The following is a 15,268-nucleotide window of genomic DNA, read 5'->3' on the forward strand; positions in this document are numbered from 1 at the left end:
ATGTGGACAGGAATCGCAGATGGGTACGCGGCGCCGCCACCGAAGCGATCCAGGTCACACCAGATGGGTAGGGTGAGGGCATGCCAGCTGATGCACCTGAGCTTCCTGCGTTCACGCCGCGCGAGGACGTCGACACCTACTTCATCCCCCGCCTCGAGACCCCCGAAGGAGCCCCCGAGGGCGCGCGCCTGTTCGATCCGACGATCCACGTGCAGGGCGCCTGGAACGAGGGCGAGCAGCACCTCGCCGCGTCGGCAGGGCTCATGGTGCACTGCATCGAACAGCACGAGCCGCGCGACGACATGCAGCTTGCGAAGATCACCTTCGACGTCCTCGGCTTCATCCCGCTGCGTCCGACGCTCGTGTCGGTGCGCACGATCCGCCCCGGCCGCACGATCGAACTCGTCGAAGCCACGTTCAGCGTCGACGGACGAACCATCATCGTCGGGCGCGCGTGGCGTCTGTCGAAGCAGGATTCCTCACCGGTGGCGGGCGCCGACGTGCCCACCATGCCGCCCCTCGAAGAATGCACCCCCTACAGCATGGCGAGCATGTGGCCGGGCGGCTTCATCCACTCCCTCGACGGTTACGAGGCCGAACCCTACGTGCCGGGCCGACACCGCGTCTGGCTGCGCACGCAGCTGCCGATCGTCATGGGTGAACAGATCACCCCGACGACGCACTTCCTCTCCGTCATCGACGGCGCCAACGGCATCGCCGTCCGCGTCGATCCGCGCGAGTGGATGTACCCCAACGTCGATTTGACGGTGCACCTCTTCCGCCAACCCGACCCCACCGCAACGGGATTCGACACCATCGTCGCGATGGGCGAGAGCGGGCTCGGCGTCACGATGACGTCACTGCACGACATCCACGGCCCCGTCGGACGCATCGCGCAGAGCCTGACGGTCCGCAAGCTCTGACGCGCGATGTTGCCCGGGAATCGTCAGTGGGTGAACTGCACGCCCTGGGAGGCGTCGAGCACGACGCCGACGCGGGCGCCGGGCTCGAGCGCGGCCGGTTCGACGTCGCCGGGGTAGGCCACAGCAGCCAGCTCCAGCATGGGCAGCGCATCGAGCCGGACGCTCACGCGCGTCAACTCGTCCGCCACCGCGCTGTGCACGATGCTCGCCGCCAGCGCGCGGGGGGCCCGGGCGTCACGCGCTCCGGCCGCTTCGCCCCACGAGGAACCATGCGTCGCCCCGGCGTCACGCATTGCGACACCGTCTCCCGAAGAGGAGCCGGACGCCGTTCCTGTCGCAACCACCCGTAGGGCACTCTGACGCAACTTCCAACGCCCCGGCGCGAGGCCCACCGCTGTCGCCTCGTCGGGGTCCAGGGTCGTCGTGAAGCCGAGGAAATCGGCGGTGTCTTCGTCGGACGGCACGGCCCACACCTCAGGCGCGGCACCGTGCTGGACGATGCGTCCGTCGCGCATGACGGCGATGTCGTCGGCGACGGTGAGCGCCTCGCCGTGATCGTGCGTGACGAACAGTGCGGTCGCGTTCTCGGCGGTGAGGATGGCCCGCAGATCGGTCGACAACCGCTCGCGCAGGCCTCTGTCGAGGGCCGAGAGCGGCTCGTCGAGGAGCAACAACCGCGGTCGCACCGCGAGGGCCCGCGCGAGCGCCACACGCTGCTGTTGACCGCCGGAAAGCGTTGCGGGAGAACGCTTCTCGTAGCCAGGCAGCCCGACGAGGTCGAGCAGTTGCCCGACGCGTGCGGCCTGCTCGGCGCGCCCCACACCACGTCGCGCCAGCCCGTAGGCGACGTTCGCGGCGACGTCGAGGTGCCCGAACAGTTGGCCGTCCTGGAACATCAGCGCGAAGTCGCGCTTGTGCGTCGGCACGCGCGTCACGTCGTCGCCGTCGAAGCTGACGCGCCCCGCGTCGAGACGCTGCAAGCCTGCGACGGCGCGCAGCAGCGTCGACTTGCCGCAGCCGCTCGGGCCGAGGACGGCGAGCACGCGCCCGGCGTCGACGGTGACATCGACGTCGTCGAGCGCCGGTGACTCCTGGCCGGCGAACGTCACGCGGGCGCCGCTGACGACGAGCCCGCGCGCCGCCTCCGCGGCCCGCTCACCATCGGCCCGCTCGCCACCAGACGTCATCCCCTCGGACCGCGTCCCACCGGCTCGCAACCCGTCGGACCTCTCGCCACCAGACGGCATCCCGTTGGCCCGCTCTTCACCGACCGGCGTCCCACCAGCCCACGCCGGACCGGCGTCGCCTCGCCTGGGTCGTCCCACCATCAGCCCATCCTCCCTGCGGCGACGCCGCCGATCTTGTCGACGGCCACCATGACGAGACCAGTCACGGCTGCGAGCACGACGGACGCTGCCATCGCGCCACCGAAGTTGGCGTCACCGGGGCGCCCGATCAGCTGGTAGATGACGACGGGCAACGTCGGCGAATCAGGTTGCGCGAGAAAGGCCGTCGCGCCGAACTCGCCGAGCGAAACCGCGAGCGCGAACCCGGCTGCCGCGACGAAGGGTCGCCACAGCACCGGCAGATCCGCCGTCATCCATGCCCGGACCGGCGAGGCCCCGAGCGCGGCGGCCGCCTCGCGCGGACGGGGGTCCAGCGAGCGCAGCACGGGCGTCAGCGTGCGCACGACGAGCGGCAGCGCGACCATTGCCTGCGCGATCGGAATGAGCGCTGACGACGAACGCAGGTCGAGAGGCGGCCGGTCGAGCGTGATGAGGAAACCGAAACCGACGGTCACGGCCGAGACGCCGAGCGGCAGCATGAACGCCGCGTCGAGCAGCCGGACGACACTCCGCCCCTTCGGGCTCGCCGCGCGCCACGACACGACGACGCAGACGCACACCCCCAGCACGAGCGCGAGCAACGCAGCGTCGATCGCGATGCGCCAGCTCTGCGAGAGCGCACCGACGACCCCGAGGTCACCCAATCCGCGATAGTGCTGCACCGTCCAGCCGCCATCGGAACGCAGCGAGCGCACGAGCAGCGTCACCAGCGGCGCCAGGATGAGCGCCCCGACAGCGGCGGTGAGCGTCAGGGCAGCCACGTCACCGCGACCAGGACGTCGCAGCGCCGTCTGCTGCGTCACGCCACGCCGCACCCGCTCGTCATGACGCCCGATGCGCGAGCGTTCGCTGACGACGAGCAGCGCCGCGACGAGGACGAACTGCGTCACCGACAGCACCGCCGCGGCTCGCAGGTCGAGGAATTCGACGGTGAGGGAGTAGATCTCCGTCTCGAGTGTCGAGTAGCGCAGGCCACCGAGCATGAGGACGATGCCGAACGCCGTCGAGCAGAACAGAAACACGACGCTCGCGGCGCTGACGACGGCGGGGCGCAGCTGCGGCCACGTCACCGTCCGGAAGACCTGCCGCGGTGATGCCCCGAGTGCCGCCGCCGACTCCGCCGTGCGCGGGTCGAGCGACGCCCACATCGGCCCGACGGTGCGCACGACGACGGACACGTTGAAGAACACCATCGCGAGCAGCACCGGCTGCCACGAGCCGTCCCAGCCCAACCAGGCAAGCGGGCCGCCGTCGGCGAACAGCGACCGGAACGCGACGCCGACGACGACCGTCGGCATGACGAACGGCAGGACGACGAGCGCGCGCCACACCCCCGCCCCCGGCACGCGCAGCCGGTACAGGGCGTGCGCGACGGGCACACCGAGCAGCACCGAGCACGCCGTCGCGAGCGCCGCCATCCACACGGTGAACCACAGCACGCGCAGGATGCGCGGGCGCGTCAGGACGTCCGTGAATCCGCCCAGATCGACGTGCCGACCCGGCGCGAGCCCACGCACCGCCATCGCTGCGACGGGCCACGCGAAGAAGATCGCGAGGAACACGAGCGGGACGACGGCAAGCGCGGCCATGACGAACGGCGCGCGAGCGCCCCGGGCTCGTGCGCCGCGACGCAGACCATCACGGGTGCCGTTCATCGCTCGGGCGTCACTTGGACGTGACGTCCTTCCACTTCGTCAGCCATTCGGAACGGTTCTTGTCGATGTCGGCGGGCGACACCTCGATCGGCTTCGTCGGCTGCTTCGCGTTCGCCGCCCACGCCTTGGGCAGTTCGACGTTCGAGTCGACGGGGAAGACGTACATCGAGTCGGGCAGCGACTTCTGGAAGCTCGCACCGTTCATGAAGTCGATGAGCGCCTTCGCGCCGTCGGGGTTCTTCGCCCCCTTGAGCACACCGGCGTACTCGGTCGATCGGAAGCACGTGTCGAGCAGCGCCGACGTCGTCGACGTGCCCGCCTTGTCGACGGTGAACGCCGGCGAGCTGTCGTAGCTGACGACGATCGGACGCTTGCCCTTGCCGCTGCCGGTGAAGTCGACCTCGTACGCGTCGCTCCAGCCCGACGTCAGCTTGAGCCCGTTCGCCATGAGCTTCTTCCAGTACGCCTCCCAGCCGTCCTGGCCGTAGTGGCCGACGGTCGCGAGGAAGAACGCCATGCCCGGCGAGCTCGACGACGCGCCCGGCGCGACCATGAGGTTCTTGTACTCGGGCTTGACAAGGTCGTCGAACGACGCGGGCTTCGTCTTGTGGTTCTTCGTGAACCACGCGTCGTCGACGTTGACGCACACCGACGCGGTGTCGATCGGCGACAGCTGCCCCTTGCCCTGGCCGTCCGGCAGCTCGTACTTCGACGCCGACGCAGGCGCGCCCTTCGGGCTGTACGGCTCGAGGACGTCGTTCGTCGTGACACGCGAGGCGAACGTGTTGTCGATGCCGAACACGACGTCACCGAGCGGGTTGTTCTTGCTCAGCACGAGCTTGTTCGCGAGCTCACCGGCGTCACCGGACTTCACGACCTTGACGGTGTAGCCCGTCTGCTTCGTGAACTCGGCCATGACGTTCTTGTCGGGCGCCCACGACTCGTGCGTCACCAACGTGACCGTCTTCGACGCGCCCGAACCCGACGCACCCGAGCCGCCCGCTGAACTCGACTTCGAGCCCGACGAGTTGTTGTCGACGCTGCACGCCGCCAGCGCACCCACGCACGCGAGCGCCAGCACGGCGCGGCCACCACGAGACATCATGTGAACGTTCCTCCTCACGGCCAGTGAGGGACGTCGTCGCCCGCACGTACGCGCGACGAGTGAGAACTCGACTTCCTCCGCCGGTGCTAACCGGGTCAGGTTCGAGGGTTTGGTGCCGGATGCGGCACGATCTCAGCGCACACTGCGCTCCCCTGTCGTTCGAGCGTGAGATTAGCACCGACCACCGACGGACGACACGCTTCGGCCCGCTTCGCACTCCGGCATCCCCGCTGACGGCTCGTGCGCACCTCACGCCGACGCCGGATCCCTCGTGCACGAGCCGGCCGCCACGACGCCCACCCCCGTCAGACCGGGCTGATGAGCATGCCGACTGGCGCAGCGACACATGCACGCGCGAGGATGGACCCAAGACATCAACGGCCCGAGGCTCGACGACGCCTCACGACGGCCGACGACACGTAAGGGGAAACACCATGGGCAACCTCGTGTGGAAGGTGCTGAGCATGGGCGCCGGCATCGTCGCGAGCAAGATCGCGACGACCACCGCAACCAAGACGTGGAAGATGACGACCGGCAAGAGCCCGCGCAGCGCGAAGGACCCGAACGCCAGCATCATCGAAGCCGCGATCTACGCCGCCATCTCCACCGGCGCACTCGCCGCCGCCAAGATGTACGCCGAACGCCGCGCCGCCGACTACTTCACCAAGTCCGCCGGCCACCCGCCGCAGGCCCTCGTCAAGCGCGCCGAAGAAGAGGCCAAGGAAGCCCAGAAGGGCAAGAGCCAGGCGCCCGTCGTCGTCATGAAGTAATTCCCCTTCGTCCGCTTTCCGGCGTGGGAGCCTCGCGGGCTCGGCTCCCACGCTCGGTGCAGCAGACTCGGGGGCGTCCATGTTGCGCATGGAGCTGTTCGCTTGGAGGGTCAGGTTCTGCCTGGCCCTCCTCGCGTGTCTCTGGCCGACGCATCACTGAGCGTCGCGAATTTCGTCCACACCGGCGAATTTCGCCCACATTCGCGATTCACGTCCACCTCGGCGGATCTCGTCCACATTCACGTCCCGGCCGAACATCACGCCGCGCTCCGGTGGCATGCTGACGCCATGAGCACGGCCACCCGAGCGCAACTGCGCCTCGGCACGTCAGGGTGGACGTACGCCTCCTGGAAAGGCACCGTCTACCCCGCAGGCGTCGCCGACCGCGTGCGCCTCGAGTACTACGCGGCGAACCTCTTCGACACCGTCGAACTCAACGCCGGCTACTACCGCTGGCCGGCACTCACGAGCTTCGAGAGCTGGCACCGCCGCCTGCCCGACGGCTTCCGCATGACCGTCAAGGCCCCCAAGGGCCTCACCCACGTCGGCCACCTCACCGCCCTCGACGAATGGCTACCGCACATCACCCCCGCCCTCGACGCGCTCGGCGACCGCCTCGGGCTGTTCCTCGTCCAACTCCCCCCGGCTCTGCAACGCGACGATGCGCTGCTCGACGCCTTCCTCACTGCGATGCCGAGCCGCTTCGACATCGCCGTCTGATTCCGCCACGACAGTTGGCTCGACGACGAGGTCTTCGCGCTGCTCAAACTCCACGACGCGGCCTACGTCGTCATGGACGGGCCCACCCCGAAGACGCACACCGCCGACGTCCGCGTCACCTCCTCGAACGTCTGCATCCGCTTCCACGGCCCGAAGGGCGCCAAGCTCTATGGCGGCAGCTACTCGGACGACGCCCTTCTTGCATGGGCAATCGGCATCGACGGCCGGCTCACCGAGAGACGCACCGTCTGGGCGTACTTCAACAACGACATCGACGGCGCCGCCGTCGCCAACGCGCAGACCCTGGGCCGCCTCGTCCGCGAGCGCACGTGAGCCGTCTGCCGTAACGTCGTCCCCATGACCACGGCACAGGGCACGAACCCGACGAACGACGAGGGCGCCGAGGGCGAGATCGTCCCCGTGGCGTTCAGCGAATACCGCGAGCACGAACCCGAGACCCCGGGCGTGCACGACGAATCCGTCACCGACGATGCGGAGCTGCGCCCCGACTACGCGGCCGTCATCGAGCGCATCGAGACGCTCGGGCCCGACGAGGTGTCGCGCCGCCTCGAAGCGGCCGGCAAGGGCCTGACCGAGCTCGGCGTGACGATCAACTCCGAGGACGGCAACCGCCCGTACCCGATCGACATCGTGCCGCGCATCATCTCGGCCGAGCGCTGGGCCGAGCTCAGCGCCGGCGCCGAGCAGCGCGTCCGTGCGCTCGAACTCTTCCTGCGCGACGTCTACGGCCCCGGCGAGATCATCAAGGCGGGCCGCGTCGACGCCGACATGCTGCGTCGCTCGCCCGGCTGGTCCGAGGACGGCCAGCGGGTGCCCGCTGACTTCGTCCGCGCCGGCATCTGCGGCCTCGACCTCGTCTCGCCCGCGTCCGGCGAGTGGATGGTGCTCGAGGACAACCTGCGCATGCCCGGCGGGCTCGGCATGACGCACATCAACCGTGAGGTGCTCGAGAACCACTTCGCCGAGATCCTGCCGCCCGCGGAGACGCTCGAGCACCCGACCCGGACGTACGGGCTGCTGCACGAGTCGCTCATCGCGAGCGCAAGACTCGTCGACGGTGGCGTTGCCGAGGCCGAGATCGGCCTGTGCATGGTCTCCCCCGGCCCGACGGACACGACCTGGTACGAGCAGAACCTCGTGAGCGGCCAGGTCGGCGCCGCCATCGTGACGGCAGACGCCCTCGTCGTCGACGACGGCAAGCTGTGGCGCCTCGACGGCGGCGAACGTCACCGCGTGCACCTGCTCAACCCGCGCATGGGTGAGACCGAGCTGTTCGAAGCGAAGGGCGCGGACGGTCGTCCGCTCGGCGACGCGCTGCGTGACGTGCTCGCGGCGGGCGCGGTCGCCATCGTCAATGCGCCCGGCAACGGCCTCGCCGACGACAAGGCGACGTACGCGCTCGTGCCCGACATCATCGATTTCTACCTCGGCGAGAAGCCGCTGCTCGCGCAGGTGCCGACGCTGCTGTGTGCCCGCGAGGACCACCGCGAGGAGGTGCTCGATCGCCTCGACGAACTCGTCGTCAAGCCGATCGACGGCTACGGCGGCAGCGGCATCACTGTCGGCCCGGAGTGCTCGGCCGACGAGCTGGAGACGCGCCGTCGGGAGATCCGTGAGACGCCGGAGCGCTTCGTCGCGCAGGACATCGTGCCGTTGTCGACCCTGCCGACGCTCGTCGACGGCTCGTTCGTGCCGAGCCACGTCGACCTGCGCGCGTTCGTGCTGCAGCGCCCGGACGGGCAGGACGCCTCGCGCACCGTCGCCGTCACGACACCGGGAGCGATGACGCGCGTCGCCCCAGCGGGCACGATGATCGTCAACGTCTCGGCCGGCGGCGGCGCGAAGGACACCTGGATCCAACGCTGACGCCCGCATCGCGGCCCGGTGCGACGCTCGAAGCGCCCTGACGCGATCGTCGACGGCCGCGCCACCGTGCGCAGAGTTACGCCCGGTCGCGCAGCCCCACGCCTCTGCGTGCAAGTGCACCCAGGTGCACTTGCACGCAGAGGAGACGGGGCGCGGCGCCGTGGGTGAGACTGAAGACATGACGCGCGACGCCAGCCAGCAGCCGACCGAGTTCATCCGCACGATGGCGGACGGCACGACGAAGCAGGTCAACCCGCTGAGCGGTACGAAGGTGTGGACGGTGCCCGGCCGCGGCGACCGTCCCCTCGGGCTCGTCCCGCCTGATGTCAAAGACCTCGTGGCGCAGGACTTCACGTCGTCCTGCGCGTTCTGCTCCGACCGCTACCTCGAGACGCCACCGGAGAAGGTGCGCTCGGTCCTCGCCGCAGGTTCCGCCGAGGGGTCGCGCTTCGTCCGACTGCGTGGTCTGACGCCGGCCGAGGTGACGTCGCAGGTCGCCGAGTTCCGCCGCATCCCGAACCTGTTCGAGATCATGTCGGTCGACTACTGGCAGGCCAACCACGGCTACACGTTCGACGACGCGATCGAGGCCCGCCGCCGCGCCTACGAGGCTGCTGACGGAGGGCGCGAACACCTGCTGCGCCTCGCGCGGGTGCGTCTCGGCGAGCGCGCCGAGGCCGCCACGGACGCCGAACTCCTCGACGCTGCAGGCGATTTCTTCGCGAGCACCCATGACGTCATCGTCGGCCGCCGCCACTACGTCGACGGCGCGACGCGCAGCGACCAGCTCGCCTCGTCAGGCGCCCTGACGCCGACCGAGCACCGCGAATACCTCGACCTGACGATCGACGCGATGGCCGAGCTGTACGCGACGAACCCGCACGTGCGCTACGTCGCGGCCTTCCAGAACTGGCTCAAGCCGGCGGGCGCGTCGTTCGACCACCTGCACAAGCAGATCGTCGGCATCGACGAGTTCGGCACCTCGACCGACCTCGACATCGATGCGGCGCGTCGCGATCCGCGCGTGTTCGAGGAACTCATCGCCTACGCGCGCAGCCACGATCTCGTCGTCGCGGAGAACGCTCACGCGATCGCCTTCGCCGGGTTCGGCCACCGCTACCCGAGCATCGAGATCTGGTCGACGTCCGGCACGTGCGAGCCATGGCTCATGACCGACGACGAACGTCACGCAATGGCCGACCTCGTCCACGCCGCGCATGCCGCGACCGGAGCCGACGTGCCGTGCAACGAGGAGTGGCACCACCGTCCGCCGTCCATGAGCGAGGTCGAGATCCCCTGGCACGTCGTGCTCAAGTGGCGCATCGCCAACCTCGCCGGGTTCGAGGGCAGCACGAAGATCTACCTCAACACCATCAGCCCCGCGGGCGTCCGCGACCGCGTCGTTCCCGCGCTCCGCCGGTTGCAGGACGAGGGCCGCCTCGCCCCCGGCATCCGCCTCTGATCGCTGCGCGCGTCACCGTCGGGTCGCGAAGAATTCCTTGAGGACCGCCGAACACTCGTCCTCACGGATGCCGCCGACCACCTCGATGCGGTGGGTCGAGCGTGAGTCGCGCACGACGTCCCACAGCCCGCCGCAGGCGCCGGCCTTGCGATCCCACGCCCCGAGGACGATGCGCGGCAGCCGCGCCTGAACGGCTGCCCCCGCGCACATGAGGCACGGTTCGAGCGTGACGACGAGGGTGCAGCCGTCGAGGCGCCAGCCCCCTCGCGACGCTGCAGCGCGCCGCATCGCGACGATCTCCGCATGACCCGTCGGGTCGCCGTCGACCTCACGAAGGTTCGCGCCGACGCCGATCACCTCGCCGTCAGGATCGACGACGAGCGCTCCGACCGGCACGTCTCCCGCCGCGCCCACCTCACGCGCCAGTTCGAGCGCGCGCCCCATCCACGCGTCGTACGTGAGCTCGATCGCTGGTGCCACGGGAAGATCCACGGGTTAAGTTTGTCCCATGCGCGTCATCGTTGCCGACCACCCGCTCATCTCGCACAAGCTCACGACGCTGCGTGACAAGCGAACCGACTCCCCGACGTTCCGTCGCCTCGTCGACGAACTCGTCACGCTCCTCGCGTACGAGGCGACGCGTGACGTCCGCGTCGAGGAGGTCGACGTCGAGACGCCGGTGACGACGGCGCGCGGCATCAAGCTCGCGACGCCGCGTCCGCTGCTCGTGCCGATCCTGCGCGCCGGCCTGGGCATGCTCGACGGCATGATGCGGCTCCTGCCGACGGCCGAGGTCGGCTTCCTCGGTCTCGTGCGCAACGAGGAGACGCTCGAGGCGACGACGTACGCGAACCGTCTGCCCGACGACCTGTCGGGCCGTCAGGTCTACGTCGTCGACCCGATGCTCGCGACGGGCGGCACCCTCGCCGCGACGATCGACTACCTCGTCGAGCGCGGCGCCGACGACATCACGGCCGTCGTGCTCATCGCCGCGCCGGAAGGCCTGGCGAAGCTCGAGGAGTTGACGTCGCACATCGAGGTGCCCATCACCCTCGTCACCGGTGCGATGGACGAGAAGCTCAACGAGAACGGCTACATCGTGCCCGGCCTCGGCGACGCCGGCGACCGTCTCTACGGCATCGCGACGCACGACGCGTGAGCGCCTGAGCCGCATTCTCGATGGGGGCCGAAATCCTGCAGTGCAGGGTTTCGGCCCCCATCACGCTCATTCGGGGCTGAAACACTGCATGGCAACGTTTCAGCCCTCAGCCCCGAGCACCCAGGTCGATGGCGTCGCCCCAGCCAGCGTCACGAGCCTGCTTGTAGGCCGGGCCGGCCTTCTTCGTCACGACGGCGCGTCGCACCTGGCCGGCGAGGCCTGAGGCGTCGAGCGCCTCGCACACCTGCAGCTCGACGAACCCCTTGTTCTTCTTCGGATGCCGGATGATGCGGGCGTCGCGCTCGCTGGGGCGCTGCGTCAGATCGACGCCGTCGCGCAACGGCACACCCTGCGCCACGTGCGCGGGCTCACGCACCATCGCGACGTACGAGAACTTCTCGTCCTCGTGCGACAGCTCGCCACCCTTGATCTGCCGGTGCACCGACGAACGGTTGACGCGCGCCGCGAAGTGGCACCAATCCGGTTCCGTCTTGGCGAGCAACGGGCACGCCCCCTGATGCGGACATGGCGCCGCGACCGACCACGACTGCTCGAGCAGTTGATCGCGGGCTCGCAGGATGCGCGCGTAGCCGTCCGGCGTGCCGGGTTCGACGATGACGACGGCGCGCGTCGCCGCTGACGTCGCCTCGGCGACGATGCGATCGGCCTGCTGCGGCGACAACTCGCTCAACACATAGGAGACCGTCGCGAGATCGGCGCCGCCACCGGATGGCGCACCGACCGTCACGTTCCACGACCCGACGCGGCCCTCCTGCCACACGGTGCGCTCGAGGGCGGGCACCCCACTGGCGCGCGCGAGCCGCTGCCCCAGGTCGAGCGCGGCCGGCACCTGGTCGAGGACGCTGATGTCGCGCAGCGTCTCGAAGACGTCCGCCGCCGCCCAGGCCGCGGCGCCGGTGCCGCCGCCGAGGTCGACCATCGACGTCACCGAATCAGCGTCGAACACACCGGAATCGGCGAGGGCGCGCAGCGCCGAACGCACCGCACCGAACGTCGCGGGCATGCGGTAGTGGGCGTACGCGAGCACGTCGACGGGGCGCGCGAGAATGGGCTCGTCAGCCGCCGCGACGGCCCGATACCGGGTCGACAGGCGCGTGACAGCGTCACTCAACTGCTTGATCGCCGTACCGGAGGCTTCTCGTTCGAGCGCATCGCGCAGACTCATCGCCAGATCCACGCCGTCAGCGTACGCACCACCAGCGACAGCGGCGCGCGCGTTCCACGGCGGGCCCGACGGCGCGCACCCGCCGGCGAGCGCCGCGAAAACGGTTCGGCGCGCCTGCGCCGCAGCATGGGTGAACCCTGCAAGGATGCGAGAGTTGCCCGTGCCTTCCCCCGCGCGCTCCACCCACCAGAAAGAGACGACGCCATGGACAAGATCAACTTCAAGTCGATCCTGAAGTTCTTGTTGTTCGCGTTCATCATCTACGCCGTCTTCTCGAGCCCCGCGAAGTCGGCCGACGTCGTGCGCGCCGTCGGCGACGTGCTGCGCAACGCCGTCACCAACCTGCGCGAATTCTTCGACGCGCTGCTCGGCAAGAACTGAACCCATGGGCCCACTGCGCCCACATCAGGCGAGCGACCGCGTCGCCGGTTATCTCGCGCGCGGTGAGGACGTCGTCCTCGAGATGAAGCAGCACTGGGCGCGCGTGCTGCCCGCCATCACCTCGTGCGTCGTCGGGTTCGTCCTCGTCATCGTCGCGGGCATCTGCGCGCCCGCCTGGATGGGCCCGCTGACGAACGCCGCGTGGTGGATCTGGCTCGTCCTCGCCGCGCACCTCGCCTGGCGCGTCGTCGAATGGTGGGACCAGACGTTCGTCATCACGAACAAGCGCCTCATCCTATTGCACGGGTTGTTCGTCAAGAAGGTGGCGATGATGCCGCTGTCGAAGGTGACGGACATGTCGTACAACCGCTCGCCCGCCGCGCGGCTGCTCGGCTACGGCACGTTCAAGATCGAGTCGGCGGGTCAGGAGCAGGCGCTCAACGTCATCGACTACGTGCGCAACCCCGACGAGAAATACCGCGACATCTGCGGGCTCATCTTCGGTTTCGAGGACGAGGACGACCCGCGCCCCAGCGGGCACGCGGACGCGCGGCACGCCGACGACGAGGGCTACGACGACGAATGGCGTGACCCGTGGGTCGAGGACGACTGGCGCGACGAGTTGCAGCATGACGAGTCGTGGGATGGCGTCGGCTGGTCCGACGACGAACAACGCCGCGAGACGCCGCGCCGCGAATCGCAGCGTCATGAGTCGCAGCGTCACGGCCCGTCAGGCGGCGACGACACCCGCCCCCTCGCGGTCCGTCAGCCCCGAGCTCGCTACGGCCGCGGGCAACGTCGAGCCGCCGAGGACGACACCGATCCTCACGGATTTGTCACGGTTGACCACCCAAACCCCCACAGTGACACCGATCACACGTACCGTCAGCGGCATGACAGGGACGAGACGTCGCCCGAGCAGGGTGACGAATCGGCCTGGTGGGTGAGCCGTGAACACGCGACCTCACCTCAACCCGTCCGCCGACGAGGTCGCGACCACGATGTGGACGATGGCTCCACATGGCGAGACGGAACGTAATCTCACACGGTTCCAACCATCCGGTGAAAGGGCGCTCACATGAGCCTTTTGCGCACCAAGTCGATCGAAGCGTCGATCGCAGACTCGGAAGCCTCCGAGTTCCAGCTGAAGAAGAACCTGTCAGCGCTCGACCTGACGGTCTTCGGCATCGGCGTCATCATCGGCGCCGGCATCTTCACGGTGACGGGGCGAGCCGCGCACACGATGGCGGGCCCCGCCATCGTCATCTCGTTCCTCATCGGCGCCTTCTGCTGCGGTCTCGCGGCCCTGTGCTACGCCGAGATGTCGTCGGCGGTGCCCGTCTCGGGCTCGGCCTACACGTTCTCCTACGCGACGATGGGCGAACTCATCGCCTGGATCGTGGGCTGGGATCTGCTTCTCGAGCTCATCCTCGCCGCGGGCGTCGTCGCCCAGGGTTGGAGCGCGTACTTCAACATCCTGTTCGGTGAGTGGGGGTTGAAGCTGCCCGACAATCTGCAGGGCGGCACCGGCTGGTTCACCCACTTCGACATCGCCGCCTTCGGCCTCGTCGCCGTGCTCACCTGCGTCATCGCGACGGGCATCAAGGAGTCGATGCGCGTCAACCTGACGCTCGTCGCCGTCAAGCTGTTCATCGTGCTGTTCATCATCGTGATGGGCATCCAGTACATCAACACGTCGAACTACACCCCGTTCGTGCCGCCGGCTCAGCACCTCGAGAGCACGTCCGACACGCTCAAGCGCCCCCTGTGGGAGCTCATGACGGGCATGGAACCGCAGGCGTTCGGCGTCATGGGCGTCATCTCCGGCGCAGCCCTCGTGTTCTTCGCCTACATCGGCTTCGACGTCGTCGCGACCACCGCCGAGGAGACGCGCAACCCGAAGCGCGACCTGCCGATCGGCATCATCGGCTCGCTCGCGATCTGCACGATCCTCTACGTCTCCGTCTGCCTCGTCATCACCGGCATGGTGAGCTACGACAAGATCGACCCCAAGGGCGCACTCGCCGCGGCCTTCCGCGATCACGGACATCCCGGGTACGCGCAGATCATCGCAGCCGGCGCCGTCGCGGGTCTCGCCACGGTCGTCATGACGCTGATGATCGGCGCCACCCGCGTCATGTACGCGATGTCGCGCGACGGCCTGCTGCCGATGGGCATGGCACGCACGAACCCCAAGACGGGCACGCCGGTCCCGATGACGCTCGTCATGGGCTTCATCATCGCGGTCGCAGCGGCGACCATCCCGATCGGTGAGTTCGAGGAGATGGTCAACATCGGCACCCTGTCGGCGTTCTTCCTCGTCAGCCTGGCCGTGCCCGTGCTGCGCAAGAAGCGCCCCGACCTCGAGCGCCCGTTCAAGGTGCCGGGCAGCCCCGTCCTCCCGTGGGTCGCCGCCGCTGTGTGCCTCTACCTCATGCTCAACCTGCCCGTCGAGACGTGGCTGCGTTTCGTGGTGTGGCTCCTCATCGGCTTCGCGATCTACTTCTTCTACGGCCGCGGCCACTCGCGCGTCGGTCGCAACCCGCAGCTGCAGGGCGGCGTCGGTGACGGCGTCTACGCCACCGACCTCGACACGTCGGTCGGTGACGGCGCCGAGGCGCTGCGCAAGAACGAGCGACGCTACTGAGCACACTCGCCTCGTTTCATCTCGAAG

The 15,268-nt window shown here is 69.0% G+C and carries 13 protein-coding genes, 1 pseudogene and 1 riboswitch; of the genes and pseudogenes, 9 read left to right on the top strand and 5 right to left on the bottom strand.

The genetic code is table 11. The features are described from left to right. The first annotated feature begins 80 nt into the window (after positions 1-80). Positions 81-923, top strand: coding sequence for a thioesterase family protein (locus tag HMPREF0321_RS08120; RefSeq protein ID WP_006945674.1), 843 nt, complete (start codon positions 81-83; stop codon positions 921-923). 23 nt (positions 924-946) lie between these two features. Here the strand turns inward: HMPREF0321_RS08120 and HMPREF0321_RS08125 are convergent, their stop codons facing one another. The 3 genes from HMPREF0321_RS08125 to HMPREF0321_RS08135 form a co-directional block, all read right to left on the bottom strand. Further along, a complete protein-coding gene (locus tag HMPREF0321_RS08125) occupies positions 947-2,110 on the bottom strand; it encodes an ABC transporter ATP-binding protein (protein ID WP_006945740.1) in 1,164 nt (387 codons plus the stop codon). 140 nt (positions 2,111-2,250) lie between these two features. Then, positions 2,251-3,924, bottom strand: coding sequence for an iron ABC transporter permease (locus HMPREF0321_RS08130; protein WP_006945742.1), 1,674 nt, complete (start codon positions 3,922-3,924; stop codon positions 2,251-2,253). 10 nt (positions 3,925-3,934) lie between these two features. Further along, the gene (locus HMPREF0321_RS08135) at positions 3,935-5,029 is read right to left on the bottom strand and encodes a thiamine ABC transporter substrate binding subunit (RefSeq protein WP_006945684.1); all 1,095 of its coding nucleotides are present in this window, start codon (positions 5,027-5,029) and stop codon (positions 3,935-3,937) included. A 55-nt stretch (positions 5,030-5,084) separates the two neighbouring features. Further along, positions 5,085-5,193, bottom strand: a riboswitch (TPP riboswitch). A gap of 270 nt (positions 5,194-5,463) precedes the next feature. Between HMPREF0321_RS08135 and HMPREF0321_RS08140 the strand changes: the two genes are divergently transcribed. The 4 genes and pseudogenes from HMPREF0321_RS08140 to HMPREF0321_RS08155 all read left to right on the top strand — a co-directional run bounded on the left by HMPREF0321_RS08140 (position 5,464) and on the right by HMPREF0321_RS08155 (position 9,868). Beyond that, positions 5,464-5,799, top strand: coding sequence for a DUF4235 domain-containing protein (locus HMPREF0321_RS08140; protein ID WP_006945679.1), 336 nt, complete (start codon positions 5,464-5,466; stop codon positions 5,797-5,799). Between the two features lie 288 nt (positions 5,800-6,087). Beyond that, positions 6,088-6,852, top strand: a pseudogene (locus tag HMPREF0321_RS08145) (DUF72 domain-containing protein). Between the two features lie 24 nt (positions 6,853-6,876). Next, the gene (locus HMPREF0321_RS08150) at positions 6,877-8,406 is read left to right on the top strand and encodes a circularly permuted type 2 ATP-grasp protein (RefSeq protein ID WP_006945728.1); all 1,530 of its coding nucleotides are present in this window, start codon (positions 6,877-6,879) and stop codon (positions 8,404-8,406) included. A gap of 178 nt (positions 8,407-8,584) precedes the next feature. After that, the gene (locus HMPREF0321_RS08155; protein ID WP_040014711.1) at positions 8,585-9,868 is read left to right on the top strand and encodes a DUF4921 family protein; all 1,284 of its coding nucleotides are present in this window, start codon (positions 8,585-8,587) and stop codon (positions 9,866-9,868) included. 12 nt (positions 9,869-9,880) lie between these two features. Here the strand turns inward: HMPREF0321_RS08155 and HMPREF0321_RS08160 are convergent, their stop codons facing one another. Further along, the gene (locus HMPREF0321_RS08160) at positions 9,881-10,312 is read right to left on the bottom strand and encodes a nucleoside deaminase (protein WP_040014727.1); all 432 of its coding nucleotides are present in this window, start codon (positions 10,310-10,312) and stop codon (positions 9,881-9,883) included. A 64-nt stretch (positions 10,313-10,376) separates the two neighbouring features. On the opposite strand from HMPREF0321_RS08160, the gene upp reads away from it, so the two are divergent. Continuing rightward, on the top strand, positions 10,377-11,027 hold the full coding sequence (upp, locus tag HMPREF0321_RS08165) for a uracil phosphoribosyltransferase (protein ID WP_006945708.1): 651 nt from the start codon (positions 10,377-10,379) through the stop codon (positions 11,025-11,027). A 106-nt stretch (positions 11,028-11,133) separates the two neighbouring features. On the opposite strand, the gene HMPREF0321_RS08170 is transcribed toward upp, so the two are convergent. Continuing rightward, positions 11,134-12,225, bottom strand: coding sequence for a small ribosomal subunit Rsm22 family protein (locus HMPREF0321_RS08170; protein WP_062255809.1), 1,092 nt, complete (start codon positions 12,223-12,225; stop codon positions 11,134-11,136). A 192-nt stretch (positions 12,226-12,417) separates the two neighbouring features. On the opposite strand from HMPREF0321_RS08170, the gene HMPREF0321_RS16470 reads away from it, so the two are divergent. From HMPREF0321_RS16470 to HMPREF0321_RS08180, 3 genes are read left to right on the top strand one after another with little or no spacing between them, the layout of a single operon-like run. Then, positions 12,418-12,594, top strand: a complete 177-nt coding sequence (locus HMPREF0321_RS16470) for a hypothetical protein (protein WP_006945715.1) — start codon at positions 12,418-12,420, stop codon at positions 12,592-12,594. A 4-nt stretch (positions 12,595-12,598) separates the two neighbouring features. Next, positions 12,599-13,633, top strand: a complete 1,035-nt coding sequence (locus HMPREF0321_RS14900) for a PH domain-containing protein (RefSeq protein ID WP_006945688.1) — start codon at positions 12,599-12,601, stop codon at positions 13,631-13,633. A gap of 39 nt (positions 13,634-13,672) precedes the next feature. Continuing rightward, positions 13,673-15,241 (top strand): APC family permease, encoded by a 1,569-nt coding sequence (locus tag HMPREF0321_RS08180; protein WP_006945664.1) that lies wholly within the window; start codon positions 13,673-13,675, stop codon positions 15,239-15,241. Positions 15,242-15,268 lie beyond the last annotated feature (27 nt).

It is taken from the genome of Dermacoccus sp. Ellin185 (assembly GCF_000152185.1).
GTDB lineage: Bacteria > Actinomycetota > Actinomycetes > Actinomycetales > Dermatophilaceae > Dermacoccus > Dermacoccus nishinomiyaensis.